A 17,084-nucleotide genomic window follows, 5' to 3' on the forward strand; every position below is an offset into this window, starting at 1 on the left:
GCCTCTAGAGAACCGCCATCGCGCGGGGCCTCATGGCGCCGCGCGGTTTGTTTTGCGCACCCGCGGTCCGGCGTTCTCGCAACGACCGGACCTGTCGTCTCTCCCTATGGAGAGAAGCAGGAGGGCGCGTTCCTCAACCTATGTCTCAGGAGGACGCGATGTCGAAGCGACACGCCTCGAAGTACAAAATCGATCGCCGCATGGGCGAGAGCATCTGGGGCCGCCCGAAGAGCCCGGTCAACCGCCGCGAATACGGTCCCGGCCAGCACGGCCAGCGCCGCAAGGGCAAGCTCTCCGACTTCGGCGTGCAGCTCCGCGCCAAGCAGAAGCTCAAGGGCTATTACGGCTCGATCACCGAGAAGCAGTTCCGCCGGATCTACGCCGAGGCGACCCGTCTCAAGGGCGACACCTCCGCGAACCTGATCGGCCTGCTGGAGCGTCGTCTCGACGCGGTGGTCTATCGCGCCAAGTTCGTGCCGACCCCCTTCGCCGCGCGTCAGTTCGTGAACCATGGCCACGTCAAGGTGAACGGCCGCCGCGTTAACATCCCGTCCTACCTCGTGAAGGTCGGCGACGTGGTGGAAGTGAAGGAGTCGTCCAAGGAACTCGCCATCGTCCTCGAGGCCGCGGCCTCCGGCGAGCGCGACGTGCCGGACTATCTCGAGGTCGATCACGGCCGGATGATCGCGAAGTATGTGCGCATCCCGGCGCTGACCGAGGTGCCCTACCCCGTGCACATGGAGCCGAACCTGGTCGTCGAGTTCTACTCGCGCTGATCGGTTCTCACGGCTGATGCGAATTCGAAGGCCGCCCTCCGAGGCGGCCTTTTCGTTGGGGCGCGCCAGATGTCATCCCGGCCGAGCACAGCGAGAGCCGGGATCGTCATCAGAACGAAGCGGCGCCGGATTTCTGAGGACGATCCCGGCTCGGCGATGACGCGCCGTCCGGGATGACGGCGTTGCTCTACGCGAACGCCGCAGGATTCCCCAGCCGCGCCACGACGACTTCCGGCGGCACGCCGAAGCGGACCGGCAGGCCGCTCATGCCGATGCCGCCAGAGACGATCATGTGCCGCCCGCCGGCCTCGACCACCCCGTAGCGGAAGCGGCCGACATAATCGGGCACGAGAAGCGGGTTGCGGAAGCCGGGGATGTAGATCTGCCCGCCATGGGTGTGGCCCGCGAAGGTCAGTGACACGCGCGCCGGCATCTGGTCGAACACGTCCGGCTCATGCGCGAGCATCAGCACCGGATCGTCGGTCTTGATCTGGGCGAGCGTCGCGGGCAGGTCGTCCTCGCCGCGGAACAGGCCGCCGCCGAGCCAGTGCGCCAGCTGGTCGCCGAGTCCCGCGAGCCAGAAGCGCCGTCCATTGTGCTCGAGCAGCTCCGCCTCGTTCGTCATGACGCGGATGCGGGCGCCGTCGAGCGCCGCCCGGATTTCCTCGTGGTTCTGCCACCAGTCGTGGTTGCCGAGCACGGTGTAGAGGCCGAGCGGCGCGGAAAGGTCGGCGTAGGCCGCCGCCCATTCGCGCGGCGGCACCCGGCGGGAGACGAAGCGATAGGTCGCCTCGTGGTCGCCGAGATGAACGATGAGGTCCGGTTTCAGCGCGTTGACGAAATCGACGATGCGCTTGACGCGCGACATCGGCACGTAGGGCTCGCAGACATGAACGTCGGAGATGACGGCGACGGTAAGCGGGAAGTCGGCGGGCCAGCCTGGCGGCGTCAGCCGGTACTCTGTCGCCCGCAGCATCAGCGAAGGCTCGATGATGCCGGCATAGGCCGCTCCCGAGCCTGCGACGAGAAAGCCCGCGCCGGCGGAGGCCAGGAGAGCGCGACGGGAGATCAGAGGCATGGAGAGGTCAGCCCTTCATAGCCTGCGGCGCGAGGCAAGCTTGTCGGCAACCTGATGACGCGACTCTGTAGAGCGGGTTAACCCTGCACAGAAAATGCGCGTCTCACGCGGAACGGGCTGGAGCTGGAGAGAATTCGGTAATCTAGGCCACGCACGCTAAGCGGGTATCAGGATAATACCCGTCATGACAGCACCCGCCATTTCTTCATTCTGGCGCCGCCTCGCGAGCATCGCGGCTCTGGTCGCGCTCGTGCTCGGAACCACCTTCATCCTCGCCTGGCTTTGGGAAACCGGGCTTGAGGCGATGGCGTCGTCCCTGTTCGGGATCCCCTATGACGAAAGCTACGAGGAAGAAGAACGCCTGCGCTTCATCCTGACCTCGACGGGCTTCTCCGCGGTGTCGCTGCTCGTCCCGGGCGTGCTTCTGTTCCTGCTCTTCCGCAACCTCGACCGAACCAATGTCCGGCTGGCGGCAGCGCAGGCGGAGAGCCTTACGCTTGCGCGGCATGACCCGCTCACCGGCTTGGTCAACCGACGCGTCTTCTCCGCCGAGGTCGTACGGCGGACATCCGGCGCTTATGCGCTCATCATGATCGACATCGACGATTTCAAGACGATCAACGACGTGAACGGCCACGCCGCGGGCGACGCCGTTCTTTGCGTCGTGGCGGAGCGTCTCGAGGCGGTGGTCGGGCGGGGCGGGCTTGTCGCACGCTTGGGCGGGGACGAATTCGCCGCGGTGATCGACATGAAGAGCATGCACGGGACCGAGATCGTATCGCTCGTGGAGCGGATCGCCTCCTCGCTGACGCTGCCTATCGCCACTAAAGACGTCGAGGTCACGATCTCCGCGAGCCTCGGGATCGCACAGAGCGCCAGCAATAAATCGTCGGAGGAGGCGATGCTGCGCGCCGCCGATATCGCGCTCTATCGGGCCAAGCGCGAGGGCCGCGGCCTGTTTCGATTCTTCGAAAAAAGCATGGAGGAGGAGATCGAAGCCCGCCGTTCGCTGGAGGTCGACATCAAGCGGGGCGTCGCTTCAGGCGAGTTCCGTCCGTACTTCCAGCCGCTCGTGCGCTTGGCGGATTCGTCCGTCGCCGGCTTCGAGGTGCTGGCCCGATGGGAGCATCCGCAGCTAGGCCTCGTGATGCCCGCGGTTTTCATCGGCGTGGCGGAGGAGATCGGCGTCATCACCGACCTGACGCTCGGCGTTCTTCGCCAGGCGTGCGAGCAATCGAGGAACTGGTCCGGCGATCCAATCCTCTCCGTCAACGTTTCGCCCGTCGAGCTGAAGGAGCCGGCGCTGGCGCTCAAGCTGCTATCAATGCTCGCGGAGACCCGCTACCCGCCGTCTCGGATCGAGGTCGAGATCACCGAGGACGCGGTGATGACCGACATAGACGCCGCCCGCGCATTCCTCGCGGCGGTCCGGGCGGCCGGCATCCGCGTTGCGCTGGACGACTTCGGGACCGGCTATTCCAGCCTGTCGAAACTCCAGCTGCTGCAATTCGACAAGATCAAGATCGACCGCTCTTTTGTCGTGGCCGCGGAGCGCGACGCCGGCGGCAGGAAGCTCATCAACATGCTGGTCGGGCTTGGTCGCAGCCTGAATGTTGAGACCACTGCGGAAGGCATCGAGACCGCACAATCGGCCGACCATCTGACGCAGAAGGGCTGCACCTACGGACAGGGCTATTACTTCGGTCATCCGATGCCTGGTGACGAAGCGGCCCGGCTCATCTCGATCCCAGCCCGCCCCATAGGGCTCGCGGCCGGCTGACCCGGCCGCCGTCTGGTGAAGTCAGCTCAGGCCGGCTGCTTCACCGGCACCCCGGCGGCCTTCAGATGCGCCTGAAGCTCGCCCGCCTGGAACATCTCGCGGACGATGTCGCAGCCGCCGACGAACTCGCCCTTGACGTAGAGCTGCGGGATCGTCGGCCAGTTCGAGAACTCCTTGATGCCGTTTCGCATCTCGTCGCTCGCGAGCACGTTCACGCCCTTATACGGCGCGCCGACATAGTCGAGGATCTGAACGACCTGACCGGAGAAGCCGCACTGCGGAAACTGCGGCGTGCCCTTCATGAAGAGCACGACGTCGTTGTCGCGGATGGCGGCGGCGATTTCGTCGTGGGCGCTCATAAGACAAAGCCTTCTCTGGTGTCGGGTTCGGGCTGGGGGCCGGCGCTGGTCTGCAAGGCGAGCGCGTGAAGCGCGCCGCCCATCTGGCCCTTGAGCGCCTGATAGACGATCTGGTGCTGCTGCACGCGGCTCTTGCCGCGAAAGCTCTCGGACACGACGGAGGCGGCATAATGGTCGCCGTCGCCCGCGAGATCGCGGATCTCGACTTCCGCGTCCGGAAGCGCCTCACGGATCAGCCGCTCGATCTCGCGCGCGTCCATCGGCATCGCAGCTTTGCTCCCTTACGCGGCGTCGACCGCCGGCCCGGCCATGTAGCGCGGGAACCAGCCCTCGTGGGCTTCCCGCAGTTCGGACAGAAGGATGGGGGCTTCGTCGCCCGGAATCAATCGCTCCCCGCCGGTGACGCCGATCCTGAGCGCAATGATCCCCGCGTCGGACGCTGCATCAACCACGGTGCCGGCCTGAGATTCGGGAACCGAGACGACGTAGCGCGCCTGATCCTCGCCGAAGAACCAGCCATGCGCCGTGCCGGAGTGCGGCGGATCGAGACGCGCGCCGATGCGGCCTGCGAGCGCCATCTCCGCGACCGCCACGAGGAGCCCGCCGTCGGAGACGTCGTGCACGGCCGTCGTGACGCCGGCCGCGATCATCGAGCGGACGAAATCCCCGTTGCGCTTCTCCGAGGCGAGATCGACCGGCGGCGGCGCTCCCTCCTCGCGGCCGGCGACCAGCCACAGCCAGCAGGAGCGGCCGAGCCAGCCCTTGGTGTCGCCGATCAGGATGATCGCCTCGCCCTCGCGCTTGAAGGCGATCGTCGCGCTCTTCGCGACGTCGGCGAGCACGCCGACCGCGCCGATGGTCGGCGTCGGCAGGATCGCGCGGCCTTGCGTCTCGTTGTAGAGCGACACGTTGCCGGACACGACGGGGAAGTCGAGCGCGCGGCAGGCTTCGCCGATGCCTTTGATGCAGCCGACGAGCTGGCCCATGATTTCGGGCTTTTCGGGGTTGCCGAAATTGAGGTTGTCGGTGACGGCGAGCGGCGTCGCGCCGACCGCGGTGAGGTTCCGCCAGGCTTCCGCCACCGCCTGTTTGCCCCCCTCGAACGGGTCCGCCTCGCAATAGCGCGGCGTGACGTCGGCGGTGAGCGCGAGTCCCTTCGGCCCGCCGTCGACACGGATGACGGCGCTGTCGCCGCCGGGCTTCTGCACGGTCTCGCCGAGAATGATGTGGTCGTACTGCTCCCAAACCCAGCGGCGGGAGGAAAGCTCGGCCGAGCCTATCAGGGTCAGCAGCGCCTCGCGTGAATCCGCCTGCGTCTGGACGTTGGCGGCGGCGACGGCCTGAGCCTTCGGCGTCTCGACCCACGGCCGATCATATTCCGGCGCCTCGTCGCCGAGCTCCTTGATGGGCAGGTCGGCCTTCAGCTCGCCGTTGAGATAGACCTTGAAGCGGAGGTCGTCGGTGGTGTGGCCGACCACCGCGAAGTCGAGGCCCCACTTCACGAAGATCGCGCGGGCGACCGCCTCCTTCTCCGGGTGGAGCACCATGAGCATGCGCTCCTGGCTCTCCGACAGCATCATCTCGTAGGCCGTCATGCCCTCTTCGCGGGTCGGCACGTTCTCGAGATCGAGGCGGATGCCGAGGTCGCCCTTGGCGCCCATCTCGACCGCCGAGCAGGTCAGGCCGGCCGCGCCCATATCCTGGATCGCGACGACGGCGCCGGACGCCATCAGCTCAAGGCAGGCCTCCAGCAGCAGCTTTTCGGCGAAGGGGTCGCCGACCTGCACGGTCGGGCGCTTTTCCTCCGAACCTTCGTCGAACTCGGCCGAGGCCATCGTCGCCCCGTGAATGCCGTCTCGCCCGGTCTTGGAGCCGAGATAGACCACGGGCAGGCCGACTCCGGTCGCCTTGGCGTAGAAGATCGCATCCGCCTTCGCGAGGCCGACGGCCATGGCGTTGACGAGGATGTTGCCGTCATAGCGCGTATGGAAGCCGACGAGGCCGCCGACCGTCGGCACGCCGAACGAGTTGCCGTAGCCGCCGACGCCCGAAACGACGCCCGACACCAAATGGCGGGTGCGCGGGTGCTCGGGGTCGCCGAAGCGCAACGCGTTCAGCGCCGCCACAGGTCGCGCGCCCATCGTGAAGACGTCGCGCAGGATGCCGCCGACGCCGGTGGCCGCGCCCTGATAGGGCTCGATGAAGGACGGGTGGTTGTGGCTCTCCATCTTGAAGACCACGGCGTCGCCGTCTCCGATGTCGACCACGCCGGCGTTCTCCCCGGGACCCTGGATGACCTTGGGGCCGGTGACCGGCAGCGTCTTCAGCCAGAGTTTCGAGCTCTTGTACGAGCAGTGCTCGTTCCACATCGCCGAGAAGATGCCGAGCTCGGTGAAGCTGGGCTCCCGGCCGATCAGCTTCAGGACGCGCTCATACTCGTCGGGCTTGAGGCCATGCGAGGCGACGAGTTCGGGCGTGATGGCGGGCTCGGTGGAAGTCATCGGACTCGCTGAGGAAAGGCTGGAAGGGGGCCTTGCTAACGCACGAGGCGGGACGGCGCCAGAGCGGGGTATCCAAAGCGCGCTCTGACGCACTGCGTGCGTCAGCCGGCCAGACGCCCGATCATCGCCATCGCCGCCGCCGGATTCCTCACCTTCGCTCCGGAGATGAAAAAAGCGAACACGTCGCGCGGTTTCTTTGGGGCCGCCTCGCCGAGCGTCGGCAGGTCCTTCGGGACGCCACCTTCCGCATAGGTCTTCAGCCGCCCGGCCCATGCGTCGAGGTCGCCGTTGGAATATCCGGTCTCGACGCTCTCCTCGGCCCGTTTCAGCCGGAGATAGACGAAGTCGGCCGTGGCGTCCGCAATCATCGGGTCTTCCGGATCGTCGAGGATGACCTGCGCGACATTGGCCTGCCGCAGCAGCGTCACGAAGGCCGGGTCGGCGAAGCTGGGGTGCCGCGCTTCTATGACGTGCCGCAGCTTGAGGCCGTGCCGCTCGGGCGGCAGCAGCTCGAGAAAGGCCGCGATGTCGTCGGCGTCGAAGCGCTTGGTCGCGGAAAGCTGCCAGAGGATCGGGCCGAGCTTAGGTCCTAGTTCAGCCACCCCGCCGTCGAGGAACCGGTCAACGGACTGCTTGCCTTCGCCGAGAACGCGCCGGTTGGTCGCGAAGCGCGGCCCTTTCAGCGAGAACACAAAGTCGTCGGGCGTCTCGGACGCCCATTTGCGAAAGCTCTCCGGCTTCTGAGCGCCGTAGAACGTGCCGTTGATCTCGATCGCGGTGAGGCGCTCCGCGGCGTAAGAGAGCTCGCGCTTCTGGACGAGGTCGTCGGGGTAGAACACGCCCCGCCAGGGCTCGAAGGTCCAGCCGCCGATCCCGACCCGGATCGTCCCGCTCGTCATGCGGCCTTCGCGAGGCCGGAGAACAGAGCCGCCCCGTCGGTGCCGCCCACCGCAGCGTCCACCAAGTTCTCGGGATGCGGCATCATGCCGAGCACGTTGAGGTTTTCCGAATAGATCCCGGCGATGTCGTTGATCGAGCCATTGCGGTTCGAAAGCCCGCCGACCGAGCCGTCCGCGTCGCAATAGCGGAACGCCACGCGGCCATCGCCCTCGAGCCGCGCGACCGTCTCGGGATCGGCGAAGTAATTGCCCTCGCCATGCGCCACGCAGACCTCGATCACCTGACCCGCGGCATAGCCCTTGGTGAAGGCGGTGTCGGCGCGCTCGACCTTGAGGTGCTGCTCGCGGCAGATGAAGCGCAGGTCGCGATTGCGGGTGAGGATGCCCGGCAGCAGCCCGCTCTCGACCAGGATCTGGAAGCCATTGCAGATGCCAAGCACCTTGCCGCCCCGCTCCGCATGCGCGCGCACTGCGTCCATCACGGGCGATCGCGCAGCGATCGCGCCACAGCGGAGATAGTCGCCATAGGAGAAGCCGCCCGGCAGCACCACGAGATCGGTCCCGGTCGGAAGCTCGCTCTCGCCATGCCAGACGATCTCGACCGCGCCGCCTGCGCGCCTCAGCGCATTCGCCACATCGCGCTCGCGGTTCGAGCCGGGAAAGAGAATGACCGCGGACTTCATTCGTCGCCTCGCGTTTCGGTGGTCATATCACCTCCCGCTTGTTCGTAAGCGTTGCGGAGTTGCACAGCGAGTAAGACGCCAAGCAACTTTTCCATGTCCTCGACGTTCGTCGCTCCCCCTAGAAACGCCAAATCGGCAGAGTCTAGCGCGTCAAAATACGGGGTTCGGTTATCGACGATCTGATCAGGAATCGTTGGCGAGCCGGGAAGCAGAGCCCGGAGCTTAACTGAGAGGACGATATACGCGGTTGTCCGCGAGGTTCGGCCGTTCCCGTCCGCGAAAGGATGAATCCAGTTCAACCGCCACATAATGTATGCCGCGAGATGAATTGCGGTCTTCGTTTCCCAGTTTTGGTTGACGTAGTCGCAGAGGTCTTCAACCAGTTCGGCGACGAAATGAGCCCCTGGAGGTTCGTGCTTGCTGCCTTCGATGGCTACGCCAGCAGGTCGGTAATTGCCCGCGTAGCTGCTGATTCCCGCAAGCGCCTCACGTTGCAGTCCAAGAATGAGGGAAGGCCTTAGCCGGAACTCTCCTCGCTCGATCGCCTCCTGAATGACCCTCTCGCCGGCATCGTACTGGCGAAGCCCGTTCCTCGCTTCGGCTTCCGCCTTCTTGATAGGATCCGAAATCAACTCCGGTTCGAGCGCCCGGCTATGACGAGCGGCTTCACCGTTTAACGGGTCGGTCATCGCTATCCGCCTGAGCGGCCTGATCGAGTTTTTCGGCTTCCCTATCGATCATCTCACGCGTGATTAAGCTGTTTTCAAAATGGGTGTTTCCGAACGCGAAACTTCGGCGTTGCCGCTCTCGCTGCTCCGCCGATGGCGTAATCTGTTTCGCGGCTCTTATGAGTTCTTCGAGTGCTTTGGGCATAGCGACATTTTCCGAATAAGGCGCGTTTGAGAGCCGGAACCAAAATCCGATTCTGGCTGGCCATCGTGGCGGAACGATTGCGGGAGGCATAGAGCAGGACCTGCATAGCTAGCGCCGCCGATCGCCTATCTCGGCTGTAGTTGGGCGCCGGGAATCTGTGGGCCAACAGCAGGGGGTGCCTCCGAGACGGCGCCAAGCTTCACGCTTCCGAGCAGCTTTTCGATCCTCGCCTTGTGTGCGGGCCAGCTGCCTTCCGGCGAGCCGCAGCTGAGCGCGATGTCGAATCCGGGCGCGGCGAACAGGAACAGCCCGAAATGCACCGAAGGCTTTTCTCCGCTCGAGCGGATCTCGGCCCACGAGCCCGAGACGTCGCCGATCGTACGGGCTGCGAACTTCTCGACATATTCGGATTTCATGCCGGCGGGCGGCATCGAGACCAGGCGGTCGCCGAACCGGTCGACCAGCATGTCGGGCAGCGGCTTGCCGGGCTTCGCGGCCTCGTCGGAGCGCGGCAGCACGAGGCAGGCCACGCGGTCCTTTCCGCAGGCGGTCTCGGTGCAGACCACGCCGCCCCGGTTTTGCGCCTGGATGACCGACCAGTCGCCGTCGAATTCGAGCGTGAAGCTGTTCGAGGGGCCGACGAAGGTCTCCGCTATGGCGGGCGCGACAGACAGCGCGAGGATCGCGACGGCCGCGAGCGCGCGGCTCACGAAGCGATCTCGAAACGGTAGCTCTCGATTACCGTGTTCGCGAGCAGCTTTTCGCACATCGCCTTCAGCGTAGCCTCGGCTTCCGCCGGGTCGGAGGTCGCGAGTTCGACGTCGAACAGCTTGCCCTGCCGCACACTCTCGACGCCGTCGACGCCGAGCGAGCCGAGCGCGCCTTGGATCGCCTTGCCCTGCGGATCGAGGACGCCGTTCTTCAGCGTGACGGTGACGCGCGCCTTCATGTCGGCTCCGGGAACGAGGATCGGTGTCTAAGCAGCCGTTTAAAGCCTGATCCGTTCCAAGGCCACATCTATCGGCTGGCATGTCGTCAGCGCGCTCGTAGCGAAGTTCTGTGGGCTACCAAGCGTCGCCCGGTCGAAGCCGCTTGTATGTTCGCCGGCGCCCCCGATACTGCGATCAGCGAGAACGCCGGGGGGCGCTATGCGAACGATGCGACTGATTCGATCCGCCGCGGTCTTGGCGTTGCTCGCCTCGACATCCGCGGGCGCGATGGGGCAGACCGTCGGCCCGAGAGGCATGTCGCGTTACGCGACGTCCATCTACAGCCTCATCTTCATGTACTCGCGCCCTCCTCACGCCAGCAACCTCGTAGGAGGCGGCGGCGCTGTGGTGGTGCAATTTTCGATCGACCGTCAGGGCAAGCTCGTCCAGATACGGGCGATACGCGGCGCCGGCCGGACGACCTATGACGACGCAGCGAAGCAGATTGTTCGCAACGCCTCGCGCTTCTTCCCCGCCCCTCCCCCGCAAGAGATGACCGGCGATTTCAAGACGTTCGTCATTCCGATTTCATTTGGCGGGCGCTGAGCAAGCTGCAACGAAAAACGCCCCGCCAGCCGGCGGGGCGTTTTTGTCTCCAGAACAGTCTCGGAACCTTAGTCCTTCGAGGTCACCAGCACGGGGCCGCGGCCGTTCGGCGTGTCCGATTCCGGCAGGATGCCGAGCCGGCGCGCGACCTCGGTGTAGGCCTCGACGAGGCCGCCCATGTCGCGACGGAAGCGGTCCTTGTCGAGCTTGTCGTTCGACTTGATGTCCCAGAGACGGCACGAATCGGGGGAGATCTCGTCGGCGACGACGATGCGCACCGTGTCGTTCTCCCAGAGCCGCCCGCACTCCATCTTGAAGTCGACCAGACGGATGCCGACGCCGAGGAACAGGCCGGATAGAAAGTCGTTGACGCGGATCGCAAGAGCCATGATGTCGTCGATCTCCTGTGGGCTCGCCCAGCCGAAGGCCGTGACGTGCTCTTCGGAGACCATCGGATCGTTCAGCGCGTCGTTCTTGTAATAGAACTCGATGATCGAGCGCGGCAGCTGCGTGCCCTCTTCGAGCCCGAGCTTGGCCGCGAGCGAGCCGGCGGCGACGTTGCGCACCACCACCTCGAGCGGGACGATCTCGACTTCGCGGATCAGCTGCTCGCGCATGTTCAGCCGACGGATGAAGTGCGTCGGCACGCCGATATCGTTCAGGTTCTGGAAAATGAACTCGGAGATGCGGTTGTTCAGCACCCCCTTGCCGTCGATGATCTCGTGCTTCTTGGCGTTGAACGCCGTGGCGTCATCCTTGAAGTGCTGGATCAGCGTGCCGGGCTCAGGGCCTTCATAGAGGACCTTCGCCTTGCCCTCATAAATGCGGCGGCGGCGGTTCATCGGCGTATACCGTGGCTTGAGGAAATCCATGTCACCTGCCGGTTTGGTGGGTTGACCGGATGCGGTCGTCGTTTCCGGCTTGTGCTCAGTCTGGGCCGCCTGATCGGAGGCGACGTCGCACGCGGCGGACCCTAGCCGATCGGCCAACCGAGCACAATGAGCCACGCCCGCGCCACAGTGTGGCGAAAGCCTGCGCGCTCCATCGTCATGCTCACCGGTCAAAATCCATGAAAATTCTCGCGCTCGCCGCCCTTTGCTCCGTCATCGCAGCGTCGCCTGCATTCGCAGCTTCCTGTCCCGGGGTTACCGTGACGCCCGGCGCCGCGAGCCCGCAGGAGGCCGCGGCGGTCGGCCGACAGATTTCGAACGGGGCGCTGCCGATCGACCGCAAACTGCAGGTCGGCGCGTGGACGGTGTTCCACGTCCGTCCCGGCGCGGACCAGATCTGGCTGTTCTTCAAGGGCGACCCGGCGAAGACCCAGCGCATCTATCTGTCGCCCGGCCAGGGACGGCCGGACGAGTATCAGGACATCAAGTCCGAGGTGGAGATGAACGCCACCGGCATCCCGCCCGCGCTTTCCGCCTGCTTCGCCCATCTCGCCACAGGCACGGCGAAGTAAGCCCGGCAGGCTCCGGCGACGCTCTATGCCTGCGAAAACCTTAACGCTCACCCGCCGATTCCGAATGTCGGCTTAGCGCAACCTAAACGCGCATCCCCCATGATCCCGCGCGGATTTGGGGGAACGCATGTCTTCGATCACGCGACTTCTGGCGGCGGCGATCCTATGCCTCGCAAGCGGCGCCGCCATAGCCGGCGAATGGGAAGAGAGGCTCGCGATCTCGGAGGCCGCCCGGGCCTCCTTCCTGGCCGGTCGGTTCGCCGAACTCGAGCGCACGCGCGCCGCCTATCTCAACAGCAACGAGAGAACCGGGAGCGGCGTCCCCAAGCTGACGGTGTTCTACGACGCCCTCGGCTCCTACTCGTACCAGAAGACCCGCAAGGACCCGATCGCGGCCCTCAAGGCGCAGGCGATGCGCTGGGCGCGCGCCTTCCCCAAATCGACAGCCGCCGCGATCGTTCTGGCCGGGGCCGAAAATGAAGCCGCCTGGAAGATCCGTGGACCGGGCTTCGCCAATACCGTGACGCCTGCTCAATGGAGGGGTTTCGCCACAAGGCTCGCGGCCGCCGCCGGACATCTCATGCGCGTGGCCAAGACGTCGCGCGACGATCCCCGATGGTACGCCTCACGATTGACGCTCTCGCTCGAATGTGGGGAAGGCTGGACTGGGTTTGCCGAAGTCGCCAGGGAGGCGTTGGAGCGGCATCCCACGCATATCGAGATCCACCACGCCATTCTTCGCGCGCATCTTCCGCAATGGAACGGGAGCTACGACGCCGTGGATCGGGCAATCGAAGCGATCGTGGCGAGAACGGCGGCGAGCAGCGGGCAAGAATTCTACGCCCGCGCCTATTGGTGGCTCGGCGACAAGCAGCTCCGCAGATCATTGTTCAAGCAGTCCAAGGTCAGTTGGCCGCGCATGAAGCAGGGCTTCATCGACACGCTTTCCCGTTACGCAACCGACTGGAATCTCAACATCTACGCGAAGTACGCTTGTTACGCTGAAGATCGGGCGACGCTCGCGGAGACCATGAAGCGGCTAGACGGGCGGTTGATCGAAACTATCTGGGACAGCAAGGACTCGATGGAGGCGTGCGCTCGTGTTCCCGCGCAGATGCAGCGCGAGGCTGAAGACATCGCTCATTTCAACGTCCGCCAGCCGGTTCCCGACGAGATCATCGCGCGAAAAGCGATCTCGGCCGCAACGTCGGAGGATTTCATCGCCGGGCGTTTCGACCGGCTGGACGCAGCCTACCGCGAGTTCCTGACGACGAAAGCGACGACGGCGAGCGGCTTCTGGAAACTTCAGTCCTTCTATGACGGCCTGCAGCCGCTGGCGATGCTCTACGAGCCCGGCGCACGCGTCGACCAGCCAGATTTTGGTCGGCTCAGGGCGCAAACCGAGGCTTGGCGCGCCGCCGCCCCCGCATCCGTCTCTGCGATCGTCGCTCGCGCTCGTCTCTACCTCACCGAGGCGCTGCAGATGCGGTATGCGCGGACGCCCACCGCCCTCTCGCCGGAAGACAGGGCGAAGGCAGGTTTCGACGAGTTGGCGGCCGCGAAAAAGCTTCTCGACGACCATCGCGATGTCGCTTCCGCCGATCCGGCATACTGGGCGACCGCGCTTCTGGTCTCGAACGCCCAGCGCTCAGACGCCGCGGCGTTCGAAGCCTTGGCGCGCGAGGCGTTCTCGGTTGAGCCGACCTATTCCGAGCTGTTCGCGGCGATCCGGCAGCGGGCGCTTTCGCCGGAGCCGATGGCGACGCTCCGCGACATCTCCCGGGTGGGGATGCAGGGACTTCCGGAGCGCCGTGTCGCGGAAGTCTACGGGCTCAGCGTGCTGCTGCTCGCGGAGGGGTTCTACGTTCCAGGTCTGATCAACGACGCCAAGATCGACTGGCCCCTCGCGGAAAGAGGGCTCGAGACGATTGTCGACCGCTATCCAAGCATCTGGAACTTCAACGGCTACGCCAACCTCGCATGCCAGGCGCGCGACCGCCGGGCGGCGACCGAGGCGCTGGCCCGGATCAATGGTCGGTTCATCGAAGGACAATGGTCGGATTGGCGGGCGCCCAAGGCCTGCGCGGATTGGGTTGCGAGCACAAACGCCGAGCAACCCAAGCCATGAGCCAAGTCAATCAGAGGGCGTTTGCAGATGTGTAGCTTTGCGGTCGCCGGAGCTTTGCTCTGCGCGTGCACAATAGGATCGGCAGAGACCGTGACGATCGGGGGCGAGGCCGAGATCGTCACGCCCGAACCCGTTTGGCGTCGCGTTTCCCAGAGCCACGCGATGCCCGTTGCGACGCTTGCCGCAGACGCGGGACTGACCGACCGCCGGCGGGTCGACGCTCCCGCTCGTTGAAGCGGCGAGAGCGTCCTGCCCGCCCGGCCGTTCGTCACATCAGCAGGATCACTGAGCGGCCGCCAACGTCGAGCGATTCGGAGACCTCGGCGCTCTCCTCCTCTTCGGGCCGCTCGGTGTCGATCACCTTCTTCCAACCGCCCTCCTTCTCGGGGAGGACGAAGGGCACGGCGGCGTCGTGACTGTTGAAGATGATGATCGCCTGTTCGCCTTCGGGGATCGCCATCGAAAGCCCGATGCAATCGGCGTTCGTGTCGTTCCACTGCTCCGGCGTCTGCTCGCCGCCGCCGGGGTTGAGCCAAGTGATCGTCATGCCGTCGCGGAAGCTGGATCGACGCAGGATCGGATGCTCGGCGCGGAGCTTCAGCAGGCGGGTGGTGAAGGCCAGCAGCTTCTTGTTGTTGTCGTTGAGGTTCCAGTTGACCCAGGAAATCTCGCTGTCCTGGCAGTAGCCGTTGTTGTTGCCGCCCTGCGTGCGACCGAACTCGTCGCCGGCAAGGATCATCGGCGTGCCGTGACTGAACAGCAGGGTGGCGAGGAAGTTGCGCTTCTGGCGCTCGCGCGTGGCGACGATGCCCTCGTCGTCGGTCTCGCCTTCGACGCCGTAATTGTAGCTGCGGTTGTCGCCGTGGCCGTCGTTGCCGCCTTCGCCGTTCGCGTCGTTGTGCTTCTCGTTGTAGGTGACGACGTCGTGCAGCGTGAAGCCGTCATGGGCGGTGATGAAGTTGACGCCGGCCCAAGGCCTGCGGCCGAACTTGTCGTAGACGTCGCCGGATCCTGTGACGCGCGCCGCGAAATTACCGAGCGAACCGGCGCTCTTCTTCCAATAGTCGCGGACCTCGTCGCGATACTTGTCGTTCCATTCCGCCCAGCCGGGCGGGAAGCCGCCGACCTGGTAGCCGCCGGGACCAATGTCCCACGGCTCTCCGACAAGCTTCACATTGCGCAGCACCGGATCTTGCCCCACCGCGTCGAAGAACCCGCCGCGCGGATCGAAGCCTGAGGGCTCGCGACCGAGAATGGTGCCAAGGTCGAAGCGGAAGCCGTCGACGTGGCACTCTTCGACCCAGTAGCGAAGGCTGTCCGTCACCATCTGCAGCACGCGCGGATGGCTGGTGTTGACGGTGTTCCCGGTGCCCGTGTCGTTGATGTAGTAGCGGTGATTGTCCGGCATCGTGCGGTAGTAGCTGAGGTTGTCGATGCCCTTGAAGGACAGCGTCGGCCCAAGCTCGTTGCCTTCGGCGGTGTGGTTGTAGACCACGTCGAGGATGACCTCGATGCCGGCGTTATGGAACGAGCGCACCATGTGCTTGAAGCTGGCGAGCCGTGCGCGGCCCGACTTGTTGAAGCCGGCATACCGCCCCATCGGCGTAAAGAAGTTGATGGTGTTGTAGCCCCAGAAATTGCTGAGGCCCTTGTCCTCGAGATGCTGGTCGTCGAGGAAACAGTGGACCGGCAGCAACTCGACGGAGGTCACGCCGAGCGCCTTGATGTGGTCGACCACGGCTTTCTGGCTCAGGCCGTCGAACGTGCCGCGAACCTCCTCAGGCACGTCCGGATGCAGCATGGTGTAGCCGCGGACGTGGGTCTCGTAGAACACCGTCTTGTCCCACGGCACGTCGGGCTTGCGGTCGCCCTGCCAGTCGAAGGCGGTGTCGGCGACTTCACATTTCGGCGTGAACGGCGCGCTGTCGCGCTCGTCGAAGGATAGATCCTTCTCCTCGGCGTCGAGCTTGTAGCCGAAGTGGGCTTCATTCCACTGGATCGTGCCGTTGATCGACTTGGCGTAAGGGTCGAGCAACAGCTTGTTCGGATTGAAGCGATGCCCTTCTTCCGGCGCGTAGCGGCCATGGACGCGGTAGCCGTAGCGCTGGCCCTGCACGATGCCCGGCACGTAGCCGTGCCAGATCTCGTCTGAATATTCGGGCAGCGTGATGCGCTCGATCTCGTTGTCCTTGTCGTCGAACAGGCAGAGTTCGACGCGTTCGGCATGGGCTGAAAACAAAGCGAAATTCGTTCCTTCGCCGTCGAAGGTGGCGCCAAGCTGGTTCGGCCGCCCGGCTTCGGCCCGGCGGTCGGTCTTGATATCGCTCATGTCTATAGTCGCCCTTACGCCCCGCGGACCCTGGGAAGGTCCGGCCAATCGCTCGCCACAGACAACGGCGGCGCGAGACGCGAGTTCCGACGGCGAACGGCTTTCCTACGCCGCCGTCTTGCGCGTCACGCCGGCCGGTCGGTCAGCGTTTCACCTTTGATTTTGAGGGTTTGTCCGAAGCCTTCGCCTTGCCCTTAGCGTCGGCTATCGCGCCCGGGGTCAGGTCCGGCTGCGACTTGCCTCCGGCGGACTTGCCGACCCGTTTTGCGGCGACGTCCGCCGCGGGACCCGCCGCCGAGACCGGCGGCTCTTCGGCAACGGATTCGGGCGTCTCGCCGCTTTCCGATTTCGGCAGCACCTTTGCGATCGCGGAAACCGCAGCCTGCGCGTTCTTCTTGTCGGATCCGGGCCGCGCCGGCTTCTTCTCGAGCGGCTCGAGGGGCTGCGTCGCTTTGCGCGGTTTCTGCGGCTTCTCGTTCGCTTCGGCGTCGCGGATGGCCTTCTCCGCTTCGAGCCAGTGCTTGTCGTCTTGGCCTTCCGGCCGGCCCGCCTCGTGCCAGAGACGATAGGCTTCGTCGCGGATCTTCTTCTCGCGGTCGGTCATTCGCCCTTCCTTCCGGACATCGAGGGGTTGCCGGACAGAACCTCTGACCGACATGTCGGGTTCCTCACGAGCGCCGC

At 65.2% G+C, this 17,084-nt stretch carries 18 protein-coding genes; 5 read left to right on the forward strand and 13 right to left on the reverse strand.

Translation table 11 applies throughout. The annotated features are described in order from the left end of the window. The first annotated feature begins 158 nt into the window (after positions 1–158). On the forward strand, positions 159–776 hold the full coding sequence (gene rpsD / locus EYR15_RS09985) for a 30S ribosomal protein S4 (protein ID WP_131003398.1): 618 nt from the start codon (positions 159–161) through the stop codon (positions 774–776). A 187-nt stretch (positions 777–963) separates the two neighbouring features. On the opposite strand, the gene EYR15_RS09990 is transcribed toward rpsD, so the two are convergent. Beyond that, a complete protein-coding gene (locus tag EYR15_RS09990) occupies positions 964–1,854 on the reverse strand; it encodes a metallophosphoesterase (protein ID WP_131003399.1) in 891 nt (296 codons plus the stop codon). Positions 1,855–2,038: 184 nt separating this feature from the next. Here EYR15_RS09990 and EYR15_RS09995 point away from each other — a divergent pair, with 184 nt between their 5' ends. Beyond that, positions 2,039–3,634, forward strand: a complete 1,596-nt coding sequence (locus tag EYR15_RS09995) for a putative bifunctional diguanylate cyclase/phosphodiesterase (RefSeq protein ID WP_131003400.1) — start codon at positions 2,039–2,041, stop codon at positions 3,632–3,634. A gap of 26 nt (positions 3,635–3,660) precedes the next feature. On the opposite strand, the gene grxD is transcribed toward EYR15_RS09995, so the two are convergent. The 9 genes from grxD to purS all read right to left on the reverse strand — a co-directional run bounded on the left by grxD (position 3,661) and on the right by purS (position 9,898). After that, on the reverse strand, positions 3,661–3,993 hold the full coding sequence (grxD, locus tag EYR15_RS10000; protein ID WP_131003401.1) for a Grx4 family monothiol glutaredoxin: 333 nt from the start codon (positions 3,991–3,993) through the stop codon (positions 3,661–3,663). Then, complete coding sequence (locus EYR15_RS10005; RefSeq protein WP_131003402.1) at positions 3,990–4,259, reverse strand: BolA family protein; 270 nt, start codon at positions 4,257–4,259, stop codon at positions 3,990–3,992. Before EYR15_RS10005 ends, grxD begins: the two co-directional genes overlap by 4 nt. Before the next feature lie 15 nt (positions 4,260–4,274). Beyond that, complete coding sequence (gene purL, locus EYR15_RS10010; protein WP_131003403.1) at positions 4,275–6,494, reverse strand: phosphoribosylformylglycinamidine synthase subunit PurL; 2,220 nt, start codon at positions 6,492–6,494, stop codon at positions 4,275–4,277. Positions 6,495–6,595: 101 nt separating this feature from the next. Then, positions 6,596–7,393, reverse strand: coding sequence for a DUF72 domain-containing protein (locus EYR15_RS10015; protein ID WP_131003404.1), 798 nt, complete (start codon positions 7,391–7,393; stop codon positions 6,596–6,598). After that, on the reverse strand, positions 7,390–8,076 hold the full coding sequence (gene purQ / locus EYR15_RS10020) for a phosphoribosylformylglycinamidine synthase subunit PurQ (protein ID WP_131003405.1): 687 nt from the start codon (positions 8,074–8,076) through the stop codon (positions 7,390–7,392). The genes EYR15_RS10015 and purQ overlap by 4 nt, the downstream gene beginning before the upstream one ends. Continuing rightward, positions 8,073–8,765 (reverse strand): Fic family protein, encoded by a 693-nt coding sequence (locus EYR15_RS10025; protein WP_131003406.1) that lies wholly within the window; start codon positions 8,763–8,765, stop codon positions 8,073–8,075. Before EYR15_RS10025 ends, purQ begins: the two co-directional genes overlap by 4 nt. Further along, positions 8,743–8,949 (reverse strand): hypothetical protein, encoded by a 207-nt coding sequence (locus EYR15_RS10030; RefSeq protein ID WP_131003407.1) that lies wholly within the window; start codon positions 8,947–8,949, stop codon positions 8,743–8,745. The genes EYR15_RS10025 and EYR15_RS10030 overlap by 23 nt, the downstream gene beginning before the upstream one ends. A 125-nt stretch (positions 8,950–9,074) precedes the next feature. Further along, entirely contained in the window at positions 9,075–9,659 is a 585-nt protein-coding gene (locus EYR15_RS10035) for a hypothetical protein (protein ID WP_131003408.1), read from the reverse strand. Continuing rightward, positions 9,656–9,898: a phosphoribosylformylglycinamidine synthase subunit PurS gene (purS, locus tag EYR15_RS10040; RefSeq protein ID WP_131003409.1), complete on the reverse strand. Its 243-nt coding sequence runs from the start codon at positions 9,896–9,898 to the stop codon at positions 9,656–9,658. Before purS ends, EYR15_RS10035 begins: the two co-directional genes overlap by 4 nt. Before the next feature lie 208 nt (positions 9,899–10,106). Between purS and EYR15_RS10045 the strand changes: the two genes are divergently transcribed. Further along, the gene (locus EYR15_RS10045) at positions 10,107–10,484 is read left to right on the forward strand and encodes a TonB family protein (protein WP_165455468.1); all 378 of its coding nucleotides are present in this window, start codon (positions 10,107–10,109) and stop codon (positions 10,482–10,484) included. 68 nt (positions 10,485–10,552) lie between these two features. On the opposite strand, the gene purC is transcribed toward EYR15_RS10045, so the two are convergent. Next, positions 10,553–11,356, reverse strand: a complete 804-nt coding sequence (gene purC / locus EYR15_RS10050; protein ID WP_131003411.1) for a phosphoribosylaminoimidazolesuccinocarboxamide synthase — start codon at positions 11,354–11,356, stop codon at positions 10,553–10,555. A gap of 278 nt (positions 11,357–11,634) precedes the next feature. On the opposite strand from purC, the gene EYR15_RS10055 reads away from it, so the two are divergent. Then, on the forward strand, positions 11,635–11,946 hold the full coding sequence (locus tag EYR15_RS10055; RefSeq protein ID WP_131003412.1) for a hypothetical protein: 312 nt from the start codon (positions 11,635–11,637) through the stop codon (positions 11,944–11,946). 127 nt (positions 11,947–12,073) lie between these two features. Then, positions 12,074–14,074, forward strand: coding sequence for a DUF4034 domain-containing protein (locus EYR15_RS10060; RefSeq protein ID WP_131003413.1), 2,001 nt, complete (start codon positions 12,074–12,076; stop codon positions 14,072–14,074). Between the two features lie 268 nt (positions 14,075–14,342). On the opposite strand, the gene glgX is transcribed toward EYR15_RS10060, so the two are convergent. Then, complete coding sequence (gene glgX / locus EYR15_RS10065; RefSeq protein ID WP_131003414.1) at positions 14,343–16,403, reverse strand: glycogen debranching protein GlgX; 2,061 nt, start codon at positions 16,401–16,403, stop codon at positions 14,343–14,345. A 142-nt stretch (positions 16,404–16,545) separates the two neighbouring features. Then, complete coding sequence (locus tag EYR15_RS10070; RefSeq protein WP_131003415.1) at positions 16,546–17,007, reverse strand: DUF2934 domain-containing protein; 462 nt, start codon at positions 17,005–17,007, stop codon at positions 16,546–16,548. Between the last annotated feature and the right edge of the window lie 77 nt (positions 17,008–17,084).

Source organism: Hansschlegelia quercus (assembly GCF_004310425.1).
In the GTDB taxonomy this organism is placed as follows: Bacteria; Pseudomonadota; Alphaproteobacteria; order Rhizobiales; family Methylopilaceae; genus Methylopila; species Methylopila quercus.